The 23,303-nt window shown below is 35.1% G+C and carries 23 protein-coding genes; 6 read left to right on the top strand and 17 right to left on the bottom strand.

Going from position 1 to position 23,303, the window contains the following annotated elements; all coding sequences use genetic code 11:
- Positions 1 to 49 precede the first annotated feature (49 nt).
- Together LBU54_RS09175 and LBU54_RS09170 are read right to left on the bottom strand one after the other, a co-directional pair.
- Entirely contained in the window at positions 50 to 316 is a 267-nt protein-coding gene (locus LBU54_RS09175) for a hypothetical protein (RefSeq protein ID WP_224528578.1), read from the bottom strand.
- A 247-nt stretch (positions 317 to 563) separates the two neighbouring features.
- Entirely contained in the window at positions 564 to 944 is a 381-nt protein-coding gene (locus LBU54_RS09170; protein ID WP_224528575.1) for an ester cyclase, read from the bottom strand.
- A gap of 397 nt (positions 945 to 1,341) precedes the next feature.
- Between LBU54_RS09170 and LBU54_RS09165 the strand changes: the two genes are divergently transcribed.
- The gene (locus LBU54_RS09165; protein WP_224528572.1) at positions 1,342 to 3,009 is read left to right on the top strand and encodes a tetratricopeptide repeat protein; all 1,668 of its coding nucleotides are present in this window, start codon (positions 1,342 to 1,344) and stop codon (positions 3,007 to 3,009) included.
- A gap of 25 nt (positions 3,010 to 3,034) precedes the next feature.
- Here the strand turns inward: LBU54_RS09165 and LBU54_RS09160 are convergent, their stop codons facing one another.
- Entirely contained in the window at positions 3,035 to 3,394 is a 360-nt protein-coding gene (locus LBU54_RS09160; protein WP_224528569.1) for a DUF2237 family protein, read from the bottom strand.
- Between the two features lie 159 nt (positions 3,395 to 3,553).
- Complete coding sequence (locus LBU54_RS09155; protein ID WP_224528566.1) at positions 3,554 to 4,174, bottom strand: YqaA family protein; 621 nt, start codon at positions 4,172 to 4,174, stop codon at positions 3,554 to 3,556.
- Positions 4,175 to 4,426: 252 nt separating this feature from the next.
- Between LBU54_RS09155 and LBU54_RS09150 the strand changes: the two genes are divergently transcribed.
- Both LBU54_RS09150 and LBU54_RS09145 read left to right on the top strand, forming a co-directional pair.
- Positions 4,427 to 5,005 (top strand): hypothetical protein, encoded by a 579-nt coding sequence (locus tag LBU54_RS09150; RefSeq protein ID WP_224528563.1) that lies wholly within the window; start codon positions 4,427 to 4,429, stop codon positions 5,003 to 5,005.
- 561 nt (positions 5,006 to 5,566) lie between these two features.
- Entirely contained in the window at positions 5,567 to 6,088 is a 522-nt protein-coding gene (locus LBU54_RS09145; RefSeq protein WP_224528560.1) for a 5' nucleotidase, NT5C type, read from the top strand.
- 159 nt (positions 6,089 to 6,247) lie between these two features.
- On the opposite strand, the gene LBU54_RS09140 is transcribed toward LBU54_RS09145, so the two are convergent.
- From LBU54_RS09140 to LBU54_RS09120, 5 genes are all read right to left on the bottom strand, one after another.
- Positions 6,248 to 7,690, bottom strand: a complete 1,443-nt coding sequence (locus LBU54_RS09140; RefSeq protein ID WP_224528558.1) for an MltF family protein — start codon at positions 7,688 to 7,690, stop codon at positions 6,248 to 6,250.
- A gap of 111 nt (positions 7,691 to 7,801) precedes the next feature.
- Positions 7,802 to 8,413, bottom strand: coding sequence for a hypothetical protein (locus LBU54_RS09135; RefSeq protein WP_224528555.1), 612 nt, complete (start codon positions 8,411 to 8,413; stop codon positions 7,802 to 7,804).
- A gap of 59 nt (positions 8,414 to 8,472) precedes the next feature.
- Positions 8,473 to 9,081, bottom strand: a complete 609-nt coding sequence (locus LBU54_RS09130) for a DUF7486 family protein (protein ID WP_224528552.1) — start codon at positions 9,079 to 9,081, stop codon at positions 8,473 to 8,475.
- An 80-nt stretch (positions 9,082 to 9,161) separates the two neighbouring features.
- Positions 9,162 to 9,704, bottom strand: coding sequence for a pyridoxamine 5'-phosphate oxidase family protein (locus tag LBU54_RS09125; RefSeq protein ID WP_224528550.1), 543 nt, complete (start codon positions 9,702 to 9,704; stop codon positions 9,162 to 9,164).
- 28 nt (positions 9,705 to 9,732) lie between these two features.
- Positions 9,733 to 10,734, bottom strand: a complete 1,002-nt coding sequence (locus LBU54_RS09120) for a metal-dependent hydrolase (RefSeq protein WP_224528549.1) — start codon at positions 10,732 to 10,734, stop codon at positions 9,733 to 9,735.
- Positions 10,735 to 10,894: 160 nt separating this feature from the next.
- Here LBU54_RS09120 and LBU54_RS09115 point away from each other — a divergent pair, with 160 nt between their 5' ends.
- Positions 10,895 to 11,440 carry a phosphatase domain-containing putative toxin gene (locus LBU54_RS09115; RefSeq protein WP_224528547.1) on the top strand — a complete coding sequence of 182 codons (546 nt, stop codon included), beginning with the start codon at positions 10,895 to 10,897 and terminating at the stop codon, positions 11,438 to 11,440.
- Positions 11,441 to 11,516: 76 nt separating this feature from the next.
- Here the strand turns inward: LBU54_RS09115 and LBU54_RS09110 are convergent, their stop codons facing one another.
- The 6 genes from LBU54_RS09110 to LBU54_RS09085 all read right to left on the bottom strand — a co-directional run bounded on the left by LBU54_RS09110 (position 11,517) and on the right by LBU54_RS09085 (position 18,213).
- Positions 11,517 to 12,275, bottom strand: a complete 759-nt coding sequence (locus LBU54_RS09110; protein ID WP_224528545.1) for a helix-turn-helix domain-containing protein — start codon at positions 12,273 to 12,275, stop codon at positions 11,517 to 11,519.
- A 67-nt stretch (positions 12,276 to 12,342) separates the two neighbouring features.
- Positions 12,343 to 13,035 carry a protein-L-isoaspartate(D-aspartate) O-methyltransferase gene (locus tag LBU54_RS09105; RefSeq protein WP_224528543.1) on the bottom strand — a complete coding sequence of 231 codons (693 nt, stop codon included), beginning with the start codon at positions 13,033 to 13,035 and terminating at the stop codon, positions 12,343 to 12,345.
- Between the two features lie 85 nt (positions 13,036 to 13,120).
- Positions 13,121 to 14,359: a DUF418 domain-containing protein gene (locus LBU54_RS09100; protein WP_224528540.1), complete on the bottom strand. Its 1,239-nt coding sequence runs from the start codon at positions 14,357 to 14,359 to the stop codon at positions 13,121 to 13,123.
- A gap of 68 nt (positions 14,360 to 14,427) precedes the next feature.
- Positions 14,428 to 14,847, bottom strand: a complete 420-nt coding sequence (locus tag LBU54_RS09095) for an ABA4-like family protein (protein ID WP_224528538.1) — start codon at positions 14,845 to 14,847, stop codon at positions 14,428 to 14,430.
- 157 nt (positions 14,848 to 15,004) lie between these two features.
- Positions 15,005 to 17,497, bottom strand: a complete 2,493-nt coding sequence (locus LBU54_RS09090) for an ABC transporter permease (RefSeq protein ID WP_224528707.1) — start codon at positions 17,495 to 17,497, stop codon at positions 15,005 to 15,007.
- A gap of 26 nt (positions 17,498 to 17,523) precedes the next feature.
- Complete coding sequence (locus LBU54_RS09085) at positions 17,524 to 18,213, bottom strand: ABC transporter ATP-binding protein (RefSeq protein ID WP_224528536.1); 690 nt, start codon at positions 18,211 to 18,213, stop codon at positions 17,524 to 17,526.
- A gap of 118 nt (positions 18,214 to 18,331) precedes the next feature.
- Here LBU54_RS09085 and LBU54_RS09080 point away from each other — a divergent pair, with 118 nt between their 5' ends.
- Positions 18,332 to 18,994 carry an arylesterase gene (locus LBU54_RS09080; protein ID WP_224528534.1) on the top strand — a complete coding sequence of 221 codons (663 nt, stop codon included), beginning with the start codon at positions 18,332 to 18,334 and terminating at the stop codon, positions 18,992 to 18,994.
- A gap of 1 nt (position 18,995) precedes the next feature.
- Here the strand turns inward: LBU54_RS09080 and LBU54_RS09075 are convergent, their stop codons facing one another.
- Complete coding sequence (locus tag LBU54_RS09075) at positions 18,996 to 20,048, bottom strand: NAD(P)-dependent alcohol dehydrogenase (protein WP_224528532.1); 1,053 nt, start codon at positions 20,046 to 20,048, stop codon at positions 18,996 to 18,998.
- Between the two features lie 176 nt (positions 20,049 to 20,224).
- Here LBU54_RS09075 and LBU54_RS09070 point away from each other — a divergent pair, with 176 nt between their 5' ends.
- The gene (locus tag LBU54_RS09070) at positions 20,225 to 22,417 is read left to right on the top strand and encodes an amino acid permease (protein ID WP_224528530.1); all 2,193 of its coding nucleotides are present in this window, start codon (positions 20,225 to 20,227) and stop codon (positions 22,415 to 22,417) included.
- 70 nt (positions 22,418 to 22,487) lie between these two features.
- On the opposite strand, the gene LBU54_RS09065 is transcribed toward LBU54_RS09070, so the two are convergent.
- Positions 22,488 to 23,081, bottom strand: coding sequence for a peptidase associated/transthyretin-like domain-containing protein (locus LBU54_RS09065; protein WP_224528528.1), 594 nt, complete (start codon positions 23,079 to 23,081; stop codon positions 22,488 to 22,490).
- Positions 23,082 to 23,303 lie beyond the last annotated feature (222 nt).

Genomic DNA, 23,303 nt, shown 5'->3' with positions numbered 1-23,303 from the left:
CGATTTTAAATCGGCTTTTTTTTGGAATAATAACTAATTTAAATTTGCCTTATGCTGAGCGTTTGGTATCTACGTTTTGTTTTAAATGCAATAAACCTGCAACAATAGCATCCAGTTCATGTTCTAAAAAACGCGGATTACGTTTACTAAAGCCTTTAATTTCGTTGCTGTAAAGTTCAACACCACCATGTTTAATGCAAATGCTATAAACATCGCTATCTGCATCTAGAATTATTGAACTGCGGTAATCACTGAAATTAAGCAACCAGTAACAAAGACTATTAATCTGATTAAATAATGAAAAGTTTGTGTCCATAATCAATTAGGTTTTAAAATAGATTGTGGGGCAATCTTCTATCGAAATTAAATAGAGAATGCGTTAGCGCTTTGATTTTTTGATAAAGCCACTAAAACATCCGATTAAAAACACATTATTTTTTTAGAATCCGACAAACTGCAAAATTTTAACAAATTTATACTGGTACATATAGCATAAAACCCTAGGCTTTATGTTTTAGCCTAGGGTTTTGAGCCTTAGAAATTAGATTTTGTAGGAAATTAAATTAATTAAGGTTAGGGTTTACCTCTAATTGTTTTCTAATTGCCATCATATCGGCAAACAACCAGCTTTTGCTAATTTTTTCATCTGTAACTCTATAGATAATAGCAAATGGGAACTCAACAGTTCTATTAGTAGGAGGCATACCCATTATTTCACCTTTATGAACGCCTCTAAAACGTCCTCTGACGGCTACTTTATCATCTTCACAAACATAATCGTCTGCAAAAAGCTCATACTTTGGAAATGCAGCTTCAAAAAAAGCTATATGTTCCAATAGTTCAGGATCACTAACATACCTATTGATAAGCTCAGGTGTTTTTGCTTTGCCACTTATAGCTTCTCTATAGTCCTCTACAAATCTTTTGTTAATAATAGTTACCATAATATTGGATTAAAAAATTAATAATTGAATTAAAACTAATCATTGAAGATTAGTTGGGCACGAATTAAATACACAAGCCTGAATGTTGCAATGACGCCGGTCAGTTTAATAGTTATAAACCTATGATTGTTAATAACTTATGGGCCAAGTAAGTAAAAAACACAAGTATACTGATCATACATAGAGTGTACAAACCAACTAATACAAAACTAGTTAAATTGGTTAATGGCCAACTAATCATTAAAGATTAACGATTAAAATGTCATTATTTTTCATGTGCCAACTGTAACATATTTAAATTGTAGGGGTCTATTTACTGTATAAATAGGTAACTCACTTTACAAGTTTTCTTATATTCTGATATATAAACTACAATCAATCAAAAAAAATAAATCTTATGAAACCACCAATCAAACTTCCATTGAATATGCTTCTATGGGTATTTATCGCATTATTCTACACACAGACAAGAGCACAAGACGTCACAGACACTAAAGAATGGCAAGAAGACCTTAGGTTTCTGCAAAATACCATAAACAATAAATACCCGTTCTTATTTAAAAAAGTAACGTCCGAAACCTTTAATAGCGAGGTAGAGAAGTTTCATGATGCCATACCCAATATGGAACAGCATGAAATCCTAGTGGGCTTTGAAAGAATCGTTTCCTTATTTAAATATGGCCATACGAGAGTTGGGAATAGAGAAGGCGTAATAGATTATCATAAACTACCGGTTAATCTATATCATTTTAAGGATGGTATCTATATAGAAGGAGTACATAAATCCCATGAAGCAATACTAGGAGGTAAGCTACTAAAGATTGAAGGTGTTCCAGTAGAGGAGGCTTTAAGACGTATTAAGCCTGCATTTCCTGCTGAGAATGATCAATGGTTCAAAGCTTATGGCACCGGATATCTAGCACAACCTGAGATGCTGCATGCACAAGGTGTTACTAAAAAACTTAAGCAAACCATTACATATACTGTGGTGAAAGATGGCAATACCTTTGACTATGATTTATCGTCTTTTACACCTGAAAGAGGTCGAACGCGCTATGGTTATATGAAACAAGAAGGCGAGTGGTTGAGCTCACGTAATCAAGAGATTACGCCATTATACTTAAAGCATTTAGATAAGATTTACTATTACGAATATTTACCAGAGGAAAAGGCCGTTTATGTTCGCCATAGTCAAATTCAGGACGATCCATCGGAGGATATTCCAACGTTTTATGCTAAGCTTTTTGATTTCATTGAAAGCAATGATGTTGAAAAGCTCATTATAGACGTACGACTCAATGGAGGAGGTAATAATTACAAGAATAAGCCTATAGTTACTGGCATTATTAAATCTGAAAAGATAAACAAACCGGGACATCTATTTGTAATAATTGGCCGACGTACGTTTTCAGCCTGTCAGAATCTAATAAATGAGCTGGATAATTACACCAATGTGGTGTTTGTAGGTGAGCCTAGTGGTGAAAACATTAATTTTTATGGTGATAACAGACGTGTCATGTTGCCTAATAGTAAGTTGCCGGTGTATTTGTCCTTTGCCTGGTGGCAAGACAAGCCTCAATGGGAAAATGAGGATTGGACTGCTCCTCATGCTCCAGTGGAAATGACCTTTACAGAATACAGCACCAATCAAGATCCAGTATTACAAAAGGCACTGGATTTTGAAACTGAAGGCTTTGTTTTGGATCCGATGGGGCATTTAACCAATTTATTTATGTCTGGTCAAATGGAACGTGTAAAGCAAGAGGCTTTGGCGATGATACAGGACGAGCGTTATGCCTTTGTAGATTTTGAAGACCAGTTTAACCGCGCGGCTTATAATATGATAGGAGGTGAGCAGAACCAAGGTGCCATATTTGTGCTACAGTTAACCACGCAAGCATTTCCTAAATCTGAATTATCATGGAAAAACCTAGGAGATGCTTTACGGCATGCTGAGAATTATGAACAGGCCAAAGCCTGTTATATGAAAGTCATTGAGCTCAATCCTGACAGCCCACAAGCAAAAAGTGCAAAAAGCACACTAGATAAAATGCGAAAGGAATAAGGGCATATTTTTAATGGAAAATTGCTCAAATGGCATATTTTTCAAGCAGCTCTAGACTTGTAAATTCTAACGCTTTTTGATGTGTAGCACTTAAGTCTATTTTTGGTGCGACAGCAGCCTTTTCTGCCTCCAGCCATCTGGATATGCACAAACACCACTTATCACCTGGTTTTAAACCTGGAAACTGCCATTGTGGAATAGGTGTTGTTAAGTCATTGCCACACGATCTCGTAAAACGTAAAAATTCATAGGTCATAATTGCACACACCACATGCGTTCCTGTATCCTGTATCATGGTACGGCAATAACCATCCCTAAAGTAACCTGTCATGGGATCTGTACAGCAAGAAATTAATGGCTTTCCATATACATTAAGCGAATCCATCTTAGTTTAATTAGAAGTACAAAAATAGGTATTTAACTATGTGCGCTGAAAAGGGGTAGTAGTCATTAAAAAAATATGGACTCTATTTAACGGATTACCTTCAAAGACCTAGCCGAGGCCTCTAATTTAAGAGTCATGGTATTAGAGTCATTCAGCAAATTAAAGCATACTGAAAACGATAAAACCATAGGCATAAATGCGCAAGATGCGTAACGAGCCATAATATACCACGCTTTTAAAAGGATATTTAATAATACCTGCGGTCATGCATGATACGGCAAATGGAACTGGTAATAAAGCGCCTATAACGATTAATATACCACCCCATTTTTTGGAGTTTCTGAGTTGTTTCGCCATTTTAACCTCTAAATAGTTATGAACAGCAGGCATAGCTGTAATAAATTTACCTAACCAATAGGCCATTAAGCCACCAGAATAAGACAATAAAGCCAAAATACTTAAAAACAGCCATGGTCTTGGCATATTACCAGACCAAGCGATAAATATCTCAGGAGGTACAAGACCAAGTATGGTTTCTGACAAAAAGAAGAATCCTAATACACCATAAACTGGTAAAAGTTCTGTTACACGGGCTAAAGTTGCATTTACATCAATAAATTGATTTGCCGTAACAACAGCTGCAATAAAACCAACAACATATGGAAAGGCATTCTTTATTGCAATCCAGACAAAATCATAAAATCCAGTGTAAGAATAGTATTGATGTAGTAATTGAATTCGAGTTTTATCCGATTGATATCGAGATCGCGTAGGTTTCATTTAGGTTAAGTTTTATAGTCTGCGGAGGGAAATGAGGGAAATGAGGGAAATCAAATATAGCTATTGATTGCTAAAATGGATTTATTTCTTTAGTTTTTCGACGAATTACATCCTAAATCGGATAGAATCGTTAATAAATGTAGCCCTTATTTAACCTTGTGATGTACGTATTTTAGCGTAAAATTGTCTATCGCAATTATGTCTGCATATCATTTACAGTTGTTGTAGCGTATTATGATCCATCAAAACAATATGAATCGAATTTTAATAATTTCCCTCGTTCTTCTAGTAGGATTTGTGAGCTGTAAGAACGCTGAAAAGGCAGTTGACAAGCTTAAAATGGCTGAAAACTATTTTGAGGCTCTTAACGCGTCGAATAGTTCGAAAATGAAAGATGTATTAGCTGATAGCCTTATAATCACGATACCGAAGTATGAATATGAAGTGAGATACTCAAAAAAGGACTACCTGAGTAACTGGTTAAAATGGGACTCCGTTTTTGAGCCGACTTATGAAGTGCTTGAAATGAATTTGCATAACGGATCTGTCAAAGCAAAGGTTTCAAAATCTGACAAGCGGATTTTCTTCTTTATGCAAAAACCCTTTTTAACCAATTATAGCATTAGATTTGAAAATAATAAAATAATAGCCGTAGAAGAGGAAGCGTTGAATTTTGACGAGGCAACTTGGGAAAGGAACAGAACGGAACTGCTTAATTGGAACAAGGCACATCATCCCAAACTTAATCTTGACCATTACATAAATGAACAAACTGCATCTGGTGGAATGAAACTCTTAAAAGCGATTGAATTTTATAAAAACAAAGAATAACGTTCTATAAAATTATTTAAGTGAAGTTTATGGCATTATCCTGCGGAAGATGTTATTAGGATACAGAGGAGAAGATTAATATACTTTGTGAATACTATTTTACATAATATAAATTATAGGACAATTGTATGATAAAGCATAATAGCACCTTTAGGTGATATTTGACATAATCTTAGTTCTAGTAACACGGCAGTGTTCTATAACGATTAAGATTATGTACAAGTGTTATTATTATAGGACACTTTTAATATTTAATTATCAAATCACTACAGTCTCAAAATTATTCTGGACATATCTAATATTTATTTACGACTTCTTGAATACAAATCTGTGATTTGTGTTTGACGTATTTGATAATTTATGTAAGGAATATTGTTTTACGCGATTTATGAGAAATGACTTTTACTCTATTTAACGCATACAATGGCTTGTTTAATATTATGTAAAATACTTTATCCAAATTGTATTTTAAAAATGTCAAGGCCATATTAAATTAAAATTAAGTTTCTACTTTTAATTGACGTTGAACTTAAAGACCAGTAAATTTGCAACAAAAACCAAATGACACTATTTGTAGACATGGACGATGTTTTGGCAGATACCTACGCCAAGCATGTAGAACTATATAATATAGAACACAATGCCCAACTTTCAGTCAAAGCATTGACCAACGGCGAAGTTTGGCAAAATGTCCCAGAGGAACACCAGGACTCTATCCGTAAACATGTTAGGCAAAATGGCTTTTTTATTGATTTAGAACCAAAAAAAGACAGCCAAAAAGTTATGGAGGCATTATGCCAAAAGCACGAGGTCTATATTGCTACAGCGGCAACGCAATTTCCTAATTCATTGAAGGAAAAAAGTGATTGGCTAGACCAGCATTTTCCGTTTATAGATTGGCAATACCGCATACTCTGTGGCCATAAATTTATTTTAAGAGGTGATTTATTAATAGATGACAGAGCCTATAATTTGAAGAAATTCGAAGGCGATACTTTGCTATTTGATTCGCCCCACAACCAGGAAGAAACGGATTATAAGCGTGTATTTAACTGGTTGGAAGTTGCTGAAATACTACTCTAACAAAAGAAAAAGCACCAAAATGGTGCTTTTCAATTACTATTAACAAGGGCTTTTCCCTCGCTATTAATATAGTTGTGGGTTTGTCAAAATCCCCTAACTAATTTTGACTGCTTAAAAATACGAATAAAAAATAATGTTTTGATTAGTCCTTGTGGAATTCTAATCAATGAACTGCTTGTAGTGGTTATAACGCTCAAATATCTGGGCTATGTAATTTACAGGTTCTGATCCCCTTACATACCCATGCTTTACGACTGGCTTATTATAATTCTTGGGATAGCGCAACGCCAACAGCATATCCTCTACGCTGTCTTCCCATTGCATTGGGTCTAAATTATTCATTTCAGCCAGGCGTTGTGCATCTTGAACGTGACCAAGACCACAATTATAAGATGCCATGGTGAATTTTATACGATTTAATTTATCTGGTATGTGCGAAAACTGACCGTATAATTGTTGTAGATATTTGGTGCCACCTCTTAGACTTTGCTCTGGATTGGATGGATCTTTAATATTCAAAGCTTCAGCGGTTGAAGGCATAACCTGCATTAAGCCTTCTGCCCCAGCCCACGAACTTGCTGTGGGATCAAACCGTGATTCTTGATAGATCTGCGATGCCAATAAACGCCAGTCCCAATCTAGTTTCTTTGCCTGTGTCTTAATCAGGTCGTCATATTTACTAATTTGATTATTTGTTAAGCTGTAATATTCACTCTTTGTTCTTCGTCTAAACGAGCGCTTATTTTTAAAATATTTATTGTAAAAAATATTAAAGTCTTTTTTATTCCGCTTTGATAAGATCCATTTGTCTACTTCAGCTCTAAATTTTTTGGATTTTTTTCGTGTTACCCAAGCGATACGTTGTGACAGTGATATAGGTACATCAATCTTTAATATTGGACTATATGAAGCATTAATCTTGGCTAGGTTTTCATCTGCAATAGTGTACTCAATATCACCATTAACAACCTTATCAATGATTTCGCCAGTAGATAAAGAGCTATCCAAGATATCTACATTGATATCGCCACCCAATTCATTGGACAGGCTTACTAAGCGTTCGTAATAAGCCGAATTTCTTCTTACCGAAACTGTTTTGCCAATAAGTTCAATGGGATCATTTATAACTTGTTTTTGGAGCGATTTATAAGATAACTGACGATAGTTATCTGGTTTACGTTGTACTAAAACTTGTCTTGTTAGGTATAAATATTCTGTAAAATCTACTTCCCACTTGCGCTGTTTGGTAATAGTCATACCATGAGCAATTAGATCTACATCGCCTCTATTTAGTACCTCAAACTCATTATCCAAGTTTTTAGATACCACAATTTCGAGCTTTAAATCAAGATGATTGGCAAGTTGTTTCAACAGTTCGTACTCAAATCCCATGGGTTGGCCTCTGTATAGGAAATAGCTGGTGCTGCTATAAACGACTAGGGCTCTTAAGACACCATCTTTTTTGATGTCTTCAAAATCACGATCAACAGAATTGGCCACAATAGCATTATACACCTCTTCATTACTGCTTATTTTACTTTCACAAGAGACTAGTATTAAGCATAGAAAAATGATAGTATTTAGGGTTCTATTGCGCATCATGTTCACTAAAAGTATGAAAATATTTAAAAAAGAGCTTATTTAAGGTTTATTCAAAAAAAACCCTTGATAATATAAATCAAGGGTTAGGATTAGTTTAATAGTATTAGTTTATCAATGTGTACCTCTGCAGTTATCTGCCAATGTCACAGATATACGCTCTAGTTCTACTGCTGTTCTAGGAATTTGCTCAACCTGTAAACCAACATAGTCATTCGCACTTTTCCAGTTTGCAATGGTATTGCTAAAAAACTGAGATGCAATGGAATCGGTTTCAACAACAATTAATTCATAGTTCTCACCAGCATCACCACCAAATCGTGTAACCACTTGCCACTCCCCATTTAGTTTATAGGAGGTGTTAGTATAATCACTTTGTGGATAGTACTTACCATCAGATGGTTTTAATAGTACCCATAAATCTTTATTATGACTTTCTGGATAAACACCCATGGTCAGTATACGGCATTTAACCGTATCCTTATCTACTGGCGAGATTACCTGAACACGTTCTACAGGATATATTACCTGTAACTTATTTCCGGTGTCAAACGTCTCAGCATATGGTATAGGCTGTATTGTTCCGTAAGTGAAACCGCCATAGATTAAAAGCAAAGCCCCTAAACTGCCAATAACAAGCCTTAAACCTCTATTTTTCTGATAAACAAAAGCAAATAAAACAGCTATGAGTCCAAGAACTACAGTAATTACAACTTCGTTGGTCATGGTCAAATCAATTTAAATTATAGAATAAAAGCAGATACCTTAAAGTTAAAAAATGTTTTCTAGATATGATCTTGTTGCACTGATTTTACATGCGCAAAAATTGGCACACCGTTTATGATACCTTCAACTTTGCTTGTTAGCATTTTTAATCCCTTAACGTCATTTATCGAACCATCAGAGGATATCGATATAATGTTATAAAACAGTCCGTACTCCGCAATGGCTCTGATATGGATTATGTTTCCGGATCTACTAACACCTTTTACTTCTAATACTTCACCACTTTCAGTAAGGGCTACGATATCTAATAGATTGCCATCTAGGTCTATTCCCTTAAGCGGATGGAATGCTTCTCCTTTAATATCTATCAATTTAATTGGTAGACGTTGATTATTCATGAGAACCTTAACATCGAGCAAACTCGTATCTTCCGAATATTGTATTGCTTTCACATCATGATAATTACCATCTTTATCAACAGCTTTAACTTGTAATAATGTGGTTTCAGGTCTATAAGCCTTTACATCCCAGAATATTTCAGGATGTAATTCGGTTTCAGGCTTGGCATTTTCTTTGTCTTGGGCGTTACCAATACTATATGAACCGACAAAAAGTATTAGAAAAGCTACAAAACTTACTTGTTTAAAATAGTGTACAGTAGTTTTCATCTTAAAAAAAATTAGTCCCTTAAATTTAGGGCTATTTCTTCTAGAATTTTATGACAAAAATCAGTCTTATGTCTAGAAAATCAAGGAACTATAAACTGACCTTTCCAATCTGCACCACTTTTTGTAAACAAAATCCGCAAATGGTTAGGACGTTTTAATTGGAGGTATTCTATACTATTGGGGATAATATGAATAACACAAAAATTGTTGGCTTCCAGGTTATAGGAAACATCATCTGGATTGTTAATTAAGCTTCCAGGTTTTAAATAGGTAGTATAATCTTTTCTGGAATTTTCGTTGATGTTCTTCCAGTATTCATTCAATATCGCCTTATCCGTAATTATTTCGGCCTTTCCCTCTACCCTGATTTGAAGTAACTTTTTTGGATGATAGAACAGTCCACTTACGCTATTGTTATTCCTTATATCCATTACTTTTTGTGATCTCGAATCTGTATAAATAACAAAAGTGAAATCAGAAAGAAGTTTGCGCAACACTACGGTACGTTGCCTAGACATACCATTGCTCGTTGTTGCTAAGCTGAAGTACCGAAACGGATGTCTTTTTTTGGCATAACCATTTATCAATTCCCGTTTGCACGATCTTAAAAAACTCAGTTCCATTTTATCCTATTTATTCTGTTATACACTATTAGTTGCCCTTAAATCGTATCCATAGACTAGACAATAAAAATTTTGCATCGCCACGTGTTTTTGTAACTTCCGTAGCCTTTATTTCACCATTTTCATCTTCAAGTAAATACGAAAAAACAAACATTGGTGATTTGTCTTTTCGTGGAATCAGACCGAATCTTAAATCATTAAAATACCAATTTTCATCCTTTTTTTCAATAATATACCAGCCTTCACTTATCGTTATTAAACGCTTAATATTTGTCTTGAAAACCAAGTCTTCCGATTGTGCCCTTCTCTTCTCATAGGCTTTAAACGTTATGGGTTTTGTATCAAAAAATGAATAATCAGCAATCAGATAATTGTCTTCCGTATCAACATTAGCATTCCATAAAATGGTGTTTAAAGGTGACGGTCTTGTACTAATTTTGGTATATGAAATATTTTGATCCTCAAGCGCTTGTTCAAACTTGGATAAAGCAATTTGTTTTAATACAAGTGTTACCAGTAAATACGTTGAAGACAAAATTAGACCAAAATGGTTTATTTGCCGTCGTCTTTTTGAAGTGCGTTTTAAAAATAGAACCAGAATAAGGCACAATAGAAATGGTATCGTGTACAATGGATCTACAACAAAAATTGAGTTAAATGCTACTCGCCAATCTAAAGGCCAGAACAATTGTGTCCCCCAAGTTGTAAATGCATCCAAAAGCGGATGTGTAAACAATCCCCAAAAAAACAAATTTGCCCATGGCTTCCAGCCTAGATTTAATCGTTTTTCAATTTTATTAACCAGTACACCTAAGAGAGGTGCCATTATAAGACTAAATACAATAGAATGGCTAAAACCACGATGCCATTCTATCGCTGTTATGGTATCGGTAAGTTTTCCGAAAAAAACATCTAAATCTGGTATAGTTCCTGCAATAGCGCCATAGAGCAATGCTTTATTACCAGCTTTTTTACCTAAGGTTAATTCACCTACAGAAGCGCCTAATACAATTTGGGTTAAAGAATCCACAACCTAAATGATTTATACAAATTTACGGATTTAAAGTGGTCTAGATAAGACACCATGATACTAAAACAGATATGCTTTAGCTGATCCATTTAGCTCCCAAAAAGAATTAAATTTTAATGGGAAAAATGAGATCTAGCCTTATTTTTGTTGAAACTGGTATATGAATAAAACACTCTTAATAACACTTACTTTTTTGTTTGTTGGTTTACACATCAAAGTGCAAACAAAACCGGCTGAAAAAGTTGAATCGGACTTTTTCAAAAATCTTTATCAGATTAATGAATGGTACTATCGCTCGGAACAGCCAAGTAAAAAAGGTTTTGCAGAGTTAGAAGAGGCGGGTGTTAAAACTATTATTAATCTTCGGAGGCTTAAAGATGACCGACGAAAAGCACGTAACACTAATTTACAATTAGAGCATATTCCCTTAAAAACAAAAGTAATTACGGAAAACGATATTATTGAAGTATTAAAACGAATTGACGACGCAAAAAAACCAGTGCTAGTGCATTGTTGGCATGGTTCTGACCGAACAGGAATCATTACAGCAGTTTATCGAATTGTTTTTGAGAATTGGACAAAGTCTCAGGCCATCAAAGAATTTAGACAGCCGGAATTTGGGTACCATGAAAACTGGTATCCAAATTTATTGGGCCTTATTAATAATCTAAATGTTGAGCGCGTTAAAGCGGCACTAAATCTTTAATTGCATTAGTTATTTTACGATTGTCCAAGCAAGCTTTTTAATATTATTTTTTATAAAGCAAATTGAGCACTACTTCTTAAAGAGCGTGCTGTTGCACATATTTTGAAGGTCTAATGCCATAGGTTTCTAAAAAACTATCCGAAAAGTGTGTAGCGCTTTTAAAACCTGCATTCTTGGCTACTTGAGAAATATTGCCTCGTTGATTGTGAAGTAGTAACATACCTTTATGTAATCTAAAATCTTTGATAAAACGTTGTGGTGTATAGCCTGTTAATTTGTGTAATCTCCAGTATAGCTGACCATAAGTAAGACCTAATGATTGCGTTATTTTACCAATATTTAATTGGGCATCATGCCAGTTAATCTCTAGAAAGTCCATAAAATTAATTAGGAACTCCTCTTCTTTTGGCTTTAAAGTTCGGATAAGGGACTTATCTATTTCGGCATGCTCATTAACTTTTTCATATAACGCCTTAAGTTGTGAGGTAATCACTAATTGGTCCTTCACTGTTTCGCAAAGTCTTTTGCAGGTATCTACGGCTTTTTCATTGAATTTATCAGTATAAACCAAGGCCAAATTTAATTTTCTACTGAAAGACTTATGTTTAGGAGTAACATATTTGAACTTATACTGAATATCTAATGCGCATTGTACGGCATCCGTAACGGAATTAAAGGTCACAACATAGTTATTATTGTCATTACTTTGAATATGGCCTCTGTATTTGCCCAATGTTTTGGCAACACTCGAATGGAATTTTTGGGTGAAAATGGTATACTGAACAGCCTCTACTCTAGTCATAAAGTCACTAATCTCAATAACCATTATTGTCATAATCTTTTAATTTGTTATTAAATTAAGGATTATTAGCCACAAAGCAAAAAGCGACTAAAAGAATCAATTAAAATTTATCACCCCTTGTAAATGGCACGAACGAAACTGCCAACTTTTCTTTATGTCTAATCTTACCATTGATTTTGGTATATAAAATAAGTTTCATGTTGAATCTAGTGCCAACTGGGATAATAAGCTTACCACCTTCTGCCAATTGATCAAATAATGGTGGAGGTACCTCATTAATACCAGCAGTTACAATTATAGCATCAAAGGGTGCTTCTTCTGGCCAACCTTTATATCCATCGCCAATTTTGGTTATAACGTTTTTATAGCCCAAACGTGTCAGTGTTTCTTTTGCCCTGAGCCCTAAAGGTTCTACAATCTCGATTGTATAGACCGTATCTACAATCTCTGCCAAAACCGCTGCTTGATATCCAGAACCTGTTCCTATTTCGAGAACCCTATGGTGCGGTTTTGGTTTAAGCTGTTGCGTCATATAGGCCACAATGTAGGGTTGTGAAATCGTCTGGGCATATCCAATGGGAAGTGGGCCATCTGTATAGGCCAAATGTTGAACTTTCTTTGGCACAAACTCATGACGTTTAACTTTTCGCATGGCTTTAAGGGTTTCATGATCAGTTATATCACGTCCTTGAAGTTGCGTTTTTACCATTTCTTCTCGGCGTTCTTGGTAATTTTGACCGTTATTTGTAGTTGTCATGAGTAATGCCAATATTAGAATTCCTGATCTTATCATGAGAATTGATTAAGTAAATGGAATCTAAAACATCCATCTGTTTTTTAAAATGATGAAAATCAGTCTTGACACGCTGTCACAGAATCTAAAGTTGGCCTTGTTTTACTTTAAAAGGTTGTCGCTTTCTGTAGCTTAAGCTACGCCATAACCATTCAAATGGTCCAAAAAGGTATTTCTTTAACCAAGGTTTTGACCACCAAAGCTGTAACAACCAAATAGCTATTACAATTACTATTTGAACCGTTCTGTCAATTTCACCAAACAGTGCAAATCCAATACCATAGAATATGAAAATACAAAGGATGGATTGCATTAAATAATTGGTCAGTGCCATTCTTCCAACTGCTGCAAGTCTTGATTTTAGTCTCTTAAATTTTTCACTCTTCACAAATAGCATTATGATACAGATATACCCAAAGGATACAAATAAGCTACCCCAATAATTATACTGTGACCCTAAAAACATGCCGTATTCCATAGACCAATTGTTAGCAAAAAGCTGTATAAGACCATAAATAATTATAGGTAATCCTATTAACCAACTAATTAACCAACCTCTAACATAGAACGCTTTTGATTTTGAGGCTGAAATAATTCCCCACTTATAGAACGCCATTCCAACCAACATGAGACCTCCTGCACGCCACAAAAAGGTAGTTAAAAACACAAAGGTTTCAAGCATAAATGCACTTGCGGATCGTTGTGCCATTTGTTCTGAAAAACTTCCGGTATAGGCATTTATTTCTTGTTGCAATGCTTCAATTGGAGGTAACCAGCTATTTTGGGTTTCAGCAACAGACGCTTCTGGCCAATACCCAATACTCATTCCAAAGAATAGGTATATTAAGGAGTGAACACTTATAAATAATATACCAATTATTAATAGTGGTTTCGATTTTAATTTTCTGAATAGGTAAACCAAGAAACCGCATAAGGCATAGGATACAAGTATATCACCATACCAAATAAAATGTGCATGAATCAATCCAATAATTAGTAACCAGAAGGTACGGCTGTAATGAAGACCAGCGGATTTCCCACTTCTCCGTTCAGCATTTTGAGTGAATATAATAACACCTGCACCAAATAAGATGGAAAAAATCGTCATGAACTTTTGATCAGCGAACACATGGCTCAAAATCCAGACCCACTTATTAATTCCTGTAATATCACCATAAGCCATAGGATTTAAATAGGCAGCGCCAGGCATTGAAAAACTTTGAATATTCATTATTAATATGCCAAGAATGGCAAGTCCACGTAGAATATCGAGAGCAATGATTCGGTCTTTCTTTAAAACGGGATGATTTGTTGATTGATTCATTTTTATTTGTGATGGGTTAAATAAAATTAATTATAAATTAGACCTAAAAATGGGTTTCAGGTAATTCATTACTTTCCTTTTTTGAAAGCTCTTATTATCATAAATAGTGTAAAACCAATTGGTCCAAGCATAAATGTACCAATAAGACATGGTGCCATTATTAATGGATGAATTTTCAAGTTTTTATTTTCATCCAACATCCACATACCTACTACTAGGTCAAATGCTAGATAGTGAACCCAGCCAGCCAAAACAGCATTTTCAACTGTGAATAAATTCATTACCGATTCTAAACTACCAAAATCCATAGGAGGACCACTCAGCATTGAAGTTACTATATAGATCGCATAGATAATAGATAATAGTAGCGGGATGACTTTAAAATCGATTAATAAACGGGTTACTTTCCATTTAGGTAAAATGATCATAAGTAACCACATTGGCATCGCGATCATATTGGCCAATGAAAATACTTCTGGAGTTGACATATTGATTGATTATTAGTGATAAACTGATTAAATTGATGCATTAACCACATTAAGTTACGAGTTTTATTTTAAATTGAAACGCGATCAATTGAACTATAAAGTCATATACGAGGAATTACTTTATAAAAAACAGAAAAATCAAAAATTTATCCAGACGTTAGACTTCCCTTCTTAAAACTTCTAAAGGTGAACTACTTAAAACCGATCTAATATTGCTTAATCCAATTAAGAGTACCAGCAAAGTAATGCCTGGTAAAAAGACAATAAATGGTATTAGTGAAGGTGTAAACGGTTCTTGAAATATAAATAAGGCTAAACACAAACCACTAATAAGCGCCAATAGAATTCCCACCAAACTTCCTAGGGCGCCCAAAAACAAATACTCCAATGCTGAAATTTTTAATATCTGCGTATTCTTAGCACCAAGGGTGCGCAAAAGTACACTCTCCTTGATACGTTGATATTTACTTGTTCTTACAGATCCAACAAGTACGATAAAGCCGGTAATAATGCTAAAAAATGCCATGAAGTTTATTACCCAAGAAACCTTTTCTAAAATGTCTTCAACAATATTGAAAACTTGCCTGAGATCAATTATTGTTACGTTTGGAAATTTATCGACCAAGTTGCGTTGTAACTTTGCCGAAGCTTTTTCGTCTGATGCTGCAGTTGTAAAGACACTAAATTGAGGTGCGTCTTCAAGAACACCTTTTGGAAAAACAATCGAAAAATTAAGCTGCATACGTCCCCAATCCACTTGCCTAATACTACCAACTGTGGTTTCCATTAAAACCCCTTGAACGTTAAATACTATTTTATCGCCTATATCTACTTTGGCGTCTTCAGCAAGATTGTCTGAAATTGAAATAACTATACCTTCATTCTTCTCCAAACTAGGCTTCCATTTACCTGCTATAAGTTCTTCCGATGCTATTAATTTATCCCGATACGTTGTTCTAAATTCGTGATTAAGAATCCAACCTCGAACCTGTCTGGTTGTATCTTGCTTTAAATCATTTACTAGCTTATCCTTTATTTTATGCATTCGCATTGTTACCAAAGGAATATTGTCTAGAATTGGGACTTCATTGGTTTTAAGCTGTGATTCCATTTCCTGCCTTTGATTGCTTTGCACATCTAAGATTATAATATTTGCATTTTCAGCGGTTGGGCCTACTTCTGTTTTTGCCAACAGTATATCCTTTGTAAAATAAAGCGTGCTTATCAAAAACGTTCCCAACCCGATTGCTAGAATTAAAACAACAGTTTGATTATTTGGCCTGTAAAGGTTTAACAAACCTTGTCTGGCCGTAAAACTCCATGATTTTGGGAAAAATCGTCTGACTAGTTTCATAAAAAAATTGGCCACAACTGCAATTACAATAAATGTAATTAAAGCTCCCAGAACAAACACTAATGCATAGGTGGCATCCTTTAATAACCATAATGAAAACAGATATAAAAACAACATTATTGCACAAAACACTAGCGTGCGGACAATACGCGGTTGTACTGGCTCCTCGCTTATGCGCAACACCTTTAATGGCGAAACGTACCATGTATGCAACAATGCAATCAAGGCAAACAATACTGACATAAAAAGACCAAGAAGGATACCAATAATTATTGGCTGAATTGAAATAGACATTTCAACTTCAAATGGTAAAAAGGACTTAAGTATATAAGGAAACAAGCCTTGCAATGCAACGCCTATTGATGAACCAATTAAACCACCAAGTACACCAATACCTGAAATTTGAAGTAGAAAAATGAGAAAACTCTGTTTTCGACTTGCTCCAAGACATTTTAAGATGGCTATCGCTTTTAATTTTTCTTTTATGTAAATATGAACTGAACTTGCAATCCCAATACAGCCCAGTAACAAGGCTATAAATGCTGCTAGATTTAAAAATTTACCAACGTTTTCATAACGTCTGCCTAAACGGCGACTGGTACTTGTATGTGTGTCCAAGTCCGCATTTGCAATATCGAGCATTGGATCTACTTTAGACTCAAAGGCATTTAAGTCTAGAGTGTCTGAGGCCTTATAAAAGAATTGATATTCTTTGCGACTACCAAATTGAAGTAGTTCTGTTGCATCAATAGTATTATATGGGACTATGACAGGTGGAGCAACAGATGTTGAAAGCGCATTGCTTCCTGGTACTGATTTTAATGCACCTATTATAGGAAAGGTTACTTTTCCGACTTTTATAGAATCGCCCGGAATAATATCAAATTGTAATAACAAGGTAGCATCTACCAAAGCACCATTTCGTTCTTGATAAATACTAGAAGCATAAATTGGTTCGGTTTTCATTGATCCGTAAAACGGAAAGTCACCCTGCATACCTCGAACATTCACCAATTTTGTACCGCCATTTTTAGGAAATGCAATCATGGATACAAAATTGACCTCTTTTGCATCCGGTTTAAGCGAGTCGATAATTTCTTGTGCGCGCTCCGTTGGTTCTTGTCGCGTGTCAATTATATAGTCAGCACCCATGAGGTTTTTAGACTGCTTCTGTATATTATCGCTTAGATTTTCACTAAACAGCTGTATAGCTACAACAGCAGAAATACCTAAAATAATTGAAGACATGAACAAAAGTAATCGTACTCGACTTGCCTTGGCATCACGCCATGCCATTTTAAGCAACCATGCTATTGTTGGTTTCAATTTAATGCTGTTCGCTGATTGGTTAATATTTGCCCTCCTTTAAGGCGCAGTATTTGTTGTGTTCTATTGGCAAGTTCCATATCATGGGAAATGATAACTAAAGTTGTACCTGCCTCTTTGTTTAAATCAAATAACAATTGGATGACTTTTTCGCCTGTCTCTTCGTCTAAATTACCAGTGGGCTCATCTGCAAATAAAATGGACGGCGTATTTGCAAATGCCCTAGCCAAAGCGACTCTTTGCTGTTCGCCACCTGATAATTGTGAGGGATAATGATGCATTCTATCGGCCAATCCCACTTTTTCTAGTAGTTCCTTGCTCCTGGTTATTGCATTTTTAGCACCTTGTAACTCTAAAGGTATACTAACATTTTCCAAAGCAGTGAGCGTTGGAAGCAATTGAAAGTTTTGAAAAATAAATCCAACTTCTTTATTACGTAGTCGCGCGCGTTCATCTTCGTTCATGCGCTTTAAATCATGCCCGCATAATTCAACAGTTCCAGCATTTGGTTCATCCAATCCTGCACACAATCCCAATAAGGTTGTTTTACCACTGCCAGACGGCCCAACTATTGAAAATGTCTGGCCTTGCTCTACATCAAATGAGATATCTTTTAGTACGGTTAGTTGTTTCTGACCACTCTGATAGGTCTTCTCCAAACCATTAATCTTTAATATCTTTGTCATAGACTTAAATACTTTTTCTAGTCATATGTTAGTTTGTCAAATTACACAATTGCAATTTATTTCGCTAATTCCAGTTAAGCAGAATGTCTTAAAGTTTTGTTATTTTCTTTTAGCGTTTATGGTATTGAATTGTGGTGAAGAAAAAAACAACGAAAAATCCATTGAAACAGAATTGAATGGCGTAAACAAAGAAACTGATAAAGAGGTGGAAACAACAAAAACAATTCTTTGTTTTGGAGATAGTATAACCGCTGGTTATGGTCTAGAAGATAATGCTGATGCCTATCCTGCGCTTTTACAACAAAAGATAGATTCCTTAAATTTAGACTACACAGTTATTAACTCTGGCCTAAGTGGTGAAACGTCTGCAGGTGGACGTAGTAGAATAGATTGGGTTATGAGACAGCCTATTGATATTTTTCTGCTTGAACTTGGTGGAAACGACGGATTGCGCGGTATACCGCTTACCGAAACCAAATCAAACCTACAAAGCATCATAAACAGTGTAAACAAGAAAAATCCAAATACTAAAATCATTTTGGCAGGTATGGAATTACCTCCGAACATGGGGCAAGATTTTACTTCGGAATTTAGATCGGTTTTTGCTCAACTGGCGAAAGAAAACGATGTAACGTTTATTCCATTTATATTAAAAGATGTTGGTGGAATCAAAGAATTAAATCAACCTGATGGTATTCATCCCACCACTGAAGGACATAAAATCGTAGCCAATACAGTATGGGATGTTTTAAAACCTATGCTTCAATCAAATTCTAATTGAATTAGCTTAAAGACTTCATGTCAATTACAAAGCGATATTTTACATCGCTTTTTAACATCCGTTCATAAGCCGTATTGATATCTTGCATTTTGATTATTTCAATGTCTGAGGTGATATTGTGCTCTCCACAAAAATCTAATAATTCTTGAGTTTCGGCAATACCGCCAATGAGAGAACCAGCCATAGTTTTTCTACCCATTATCATAGGTACAGTAACTAATGGTGCCTCTACAGGTCCTAAATAGCCAAGTACGACAATAGTCCCATTAGTTTTTAATGTTGCTATATAGGGATTAAAGTCATGATTATAAGGAACGGTATCGAGTATAATATCAAACTTACCCATTGCTTTCTCCATTTCGCCTTCGTTCGTTGAAATTATTACTTCATCCGCACCTAATTTCTTAGCATCTTCTATTTTATTAGGAGACCTTGAAAAGAGTGTGACATGTGCGCCTAAAGCATGCGCGAGTTTTATTGCCATATGGCCTAATCCACCTAAACCAACAACACCCACTTTACTGTGTTTCCCAACTTTCCAATAACGTAAAGGAGACCACGTTGTTATACCAGCGCAAAGTACAGGTGCAATTCCTGCTTTATCTAAATTTTCGGGAACACGAAGCACAAAATGCTGATCTACCGTAATGGTTTGAGAATATCCACCATGTGTATTAGTCTGTAAATGCTTATCAAAACCACCATAAGTCCCAACCCATTCCGGACAATATTGTTCTAAATCTACTTTACAATTATCACAGGATCTACAGGAATCTACCAAACATCCAACGGCAACTAAGTCACCTTTTTTGTGCTTGGTTACATTTTTGCCAACATTAGAAACCCTACCGACAATTTCATGACCAGGTACTACAGGATATTGAGTCATTCCCCAATCATTGCGTGCAAAGTGAAGATCTGAATGGCATACGCCACAGTACAATATTTCAATGGCAACGTCGTCTGGCAGTGCAGATCTCCGTTCAATTTGAATTTGTTTAAGGTCAGCTTCAGGAGATTGGGTTCCATACGCTTTGATTGTTGTGGTATCCATCTTAAATAATTTTTGGTTGCTATTAAATTTACAAAAAGATTATTGAATACATTAAAGAGAATTGATTATAAATTTATTATTGAAAGAATTAATTAACCCTAATAGAATAAATTCTTAGGTCTTAATTTATTTTAGGATAGAATTTACTACATTGAATTCATTATCTAAACCCTTTTATGACAACCGAACCTAAAGCTTTACAAAAATTCGGAACTTTTGGTGGAGTCTTTACACCAACCCTACTTACCATACTTGGTGTAATAATGTATTTACGTTTAGGCTGGGTTGTAGGCAATGCTGGATTACTCGGCGCTTGGCTTATTATTATAATGTCCTTTTTAATAACCTTATGTACAGCATTATCCATGTCTGCAATTACTACCAATATACGTATAGGTGCCGGAGGTGCGTATGCTATTGTCTCTCAAGCTCTTGGTCTAGAAGTTGGTGGCAGTCTCGGGATTCCAAGGTATGTTTCCCAAGGCTTGGCGGTAACAATGTATATTTTTGGTTTCAGAGAAGGTTGGCTTGGGATTTTTCCAGATCACAATGCGTTTTTAGTTGACATAATTGTTTTTAGCGTTTTGTTTGTAATCGCCTATATCAGTGCAAATCTTGCAATAAAAACACAATTTATTATTATGGGAATCATAATATTGTCTCTCATTTCTATCGTGATTGCCGCATATGAAGGATCTATGGCACTACCAATCAGTGAATCTCTAAGTTGGGGTTCTTTTAAAGGGTCTATAGAGAATGGATTTAGTGGCAGTTCCTTCTGGATAGTTTTTGCAGTATTCTTTCCGGCAGCCACCGGTATTATGGCAGGTGCAAATATGTCTGGCGAATTAAAAGATCCTAAAAGCAGTATACCAAAAGGAACACTATGGGCCATTGCAGTAAGTTTTTTCATTTACATGGCATTGGCTTTTTGGATAAGTAGAAGTGCAACTGAGCAAGAACTAATCAGCGACTACTACATAATGGTAGAGAAAGCCTATTTTGGATCACTTATTATCGCAGGTATTTTGGGCGCAACGTTCTCTTCTGCCCTTGCATCTATAGTAGGATCATCAAGGATACTTTTTGCCATGGGTGAACATAATGTGCTCCCTTATTCAAAATTACTCGCTGGACAAAGCAAAAACGGACAACCGCGTAATGCTATGATTGTAACAGGCATTCTTATATTCTTAACTTTATTGATGCGAAATCTAAATGCTGTTGCGCCTTTGGTAACGTTGTTCTTTCTTATTACATATGCTATGATTAACATTGTGGTAATCATTGAACAAAATTTAGGCCTTATAAGTTATAGACCTATTTTTAAAGTAAGACGATGGGTTCCATGGTTAGGTCTAATTTCCTCAATTTTCGCAATGTTTATTATCAACCCCACTGTAAGTTTAATTTCAATTATGATTGTGCTCACAGTTTATTGGTATTTATCAAGGCAAAATTTAGAAACTCCTTTTGAGGACGTTCGGTCTGGCTTGTTTGTCTCATTTGCAGAATGGGCAGCTAAACACACTTGGGGTATGAAAAAGATGCAACAGCGTGCTTGGAAGGCGAATCTCATGGTACCAGTAAGAGATGTTAATGGGCTTAAAGGAACTTTTGAATTCCTTAGAAATATAGCCAAACCAAAAGGCTCCATAAAGCTATTAGGTATTGAACCTTTTACCGAGCATAGCACACTGGCTGAAAAATTAGACGATATTTCTGCCTCGTTCAGACAAAAAGGCGTATTCTCATCTTCAACGGTAATTCATACCAATGAATTTGCAAATGGCATTAATTATGGCAGTCAGGCATTACAAGGTGCATTTTTTAGGCCAAACATTATATTTTTAAATCTTCAAGACCATGATGATTATGAAAATGAATTAAGGCCTGTTATGCATGAATCAATAAGATTAGAAATAGGTATTTTACTATTCTCATTACATAAAACAGCGCTTTTAGGGCAACGAAATATTATAAATGTATGGGTCAGCGATCGGCGTGGCAATTGGGAATTAGGCTGGGATATTGGAAATCTAGACTTGTCTATATTAATAGCCTATAAACTAAAAATGAACTGGAACGCTAAAATTAGACTTATCACCGTTTTAGAAAAAGAAGAAGATGTTACTGATGCTGTCGAGTTTTTAAATAAACTAGTTAATCTTGCCAGATTGCCCCAAACGTTAACGGAGATATTTGTTGGTAACTTTAATGAAATTGTTGAGAAGGCACCATCTGCAGATCTGAACATTTTTGGTATGGAGCCTAACCTAAGATTTCAATTCATTCAAGAAATGACCAATAAGACAAATAGTTCTTGTCTCTTCGTAAAAGACTCAGGTCATGAAAGCATATTGGCATAAAAAAAGTCGCAATTTATAATTGCGACTTTTTCAACATGGTTAAGGGCACTAACTTAAGTAGACTTAGATATTAAGGGTTTAATATTATATTTCGTTCTGCAACTAAAATACCATCGACCATTTTAGGCTTTAGTATTCTGGTTGATTGTTTTTGCTTAGCAATCTTCTTTTTACAACGTTTAGACAATAAAGGATCTTCATCAAACAAAAAGGTATTTATTTCGTACGGTTCCTTTAAAGGTTCTTTAATAACAGGAAATATTTGTTGTGGCTGGTTGTATCGTCGGTCATTACCAGGTACAAAGGTGTAAAACGTGTATTTACCATCGGCGTCGGTTTTTACCAAACCACTGTGGCGCACATAACGTTTATCATTTTCTTCCCTAAGATCAAAATTTCCTTGGTCATCAGGTTGTTCTATAAATAAGATTACATCTTTTGCTGGTGTTATTCCATCACTAAGGTAAATGGTGCCAGTAAGCATTAATTTTTCTTGCTTTGAATTAAAATCAGGTATGGTGTCATAATTACTAAGAGCGACCTCTTTATAATCATTGATTGGATGCTCCTTTAAATAATCAGCATTGTTATTGTTCTGGGCTATAACAGTCTCTACTGAGCTAAGACAAAAGAAAATACAAAATAAGTAGAATGTAGATTTCATTTCAGTTGAATTTGGGGTTCATTCAAAATTCTACTATTTAAATTGTAAAGCACTAAAAATCATATGAATATCAAATATTTACGATTAAATGATTTTTTTAGCAAAATTAATCGTTAAATAGCATGCTTTTTCAATTTGTTTTGGTGATGAGCAAATCAAATTTTACTCAATAATTGTAAAAATATCAGCTAAAATTCTAGAAATTTCAGCATAGTAATTCGT

This window comes from Winogradskyella alexanderae (genome assembly GCF_020166335.1).
GTDB lineage: Bacteria > Bacteroidota > Bacteroidia > Flavobacteriales > Flavobacteriaceae > Winogradskyella > Winogradskyella alexanderae.
The sequence above is the reverse complement of the archived record's forward strand: the minus strand, read 5'-3'. Positions and strand labels throughout refer to the sequence as shown.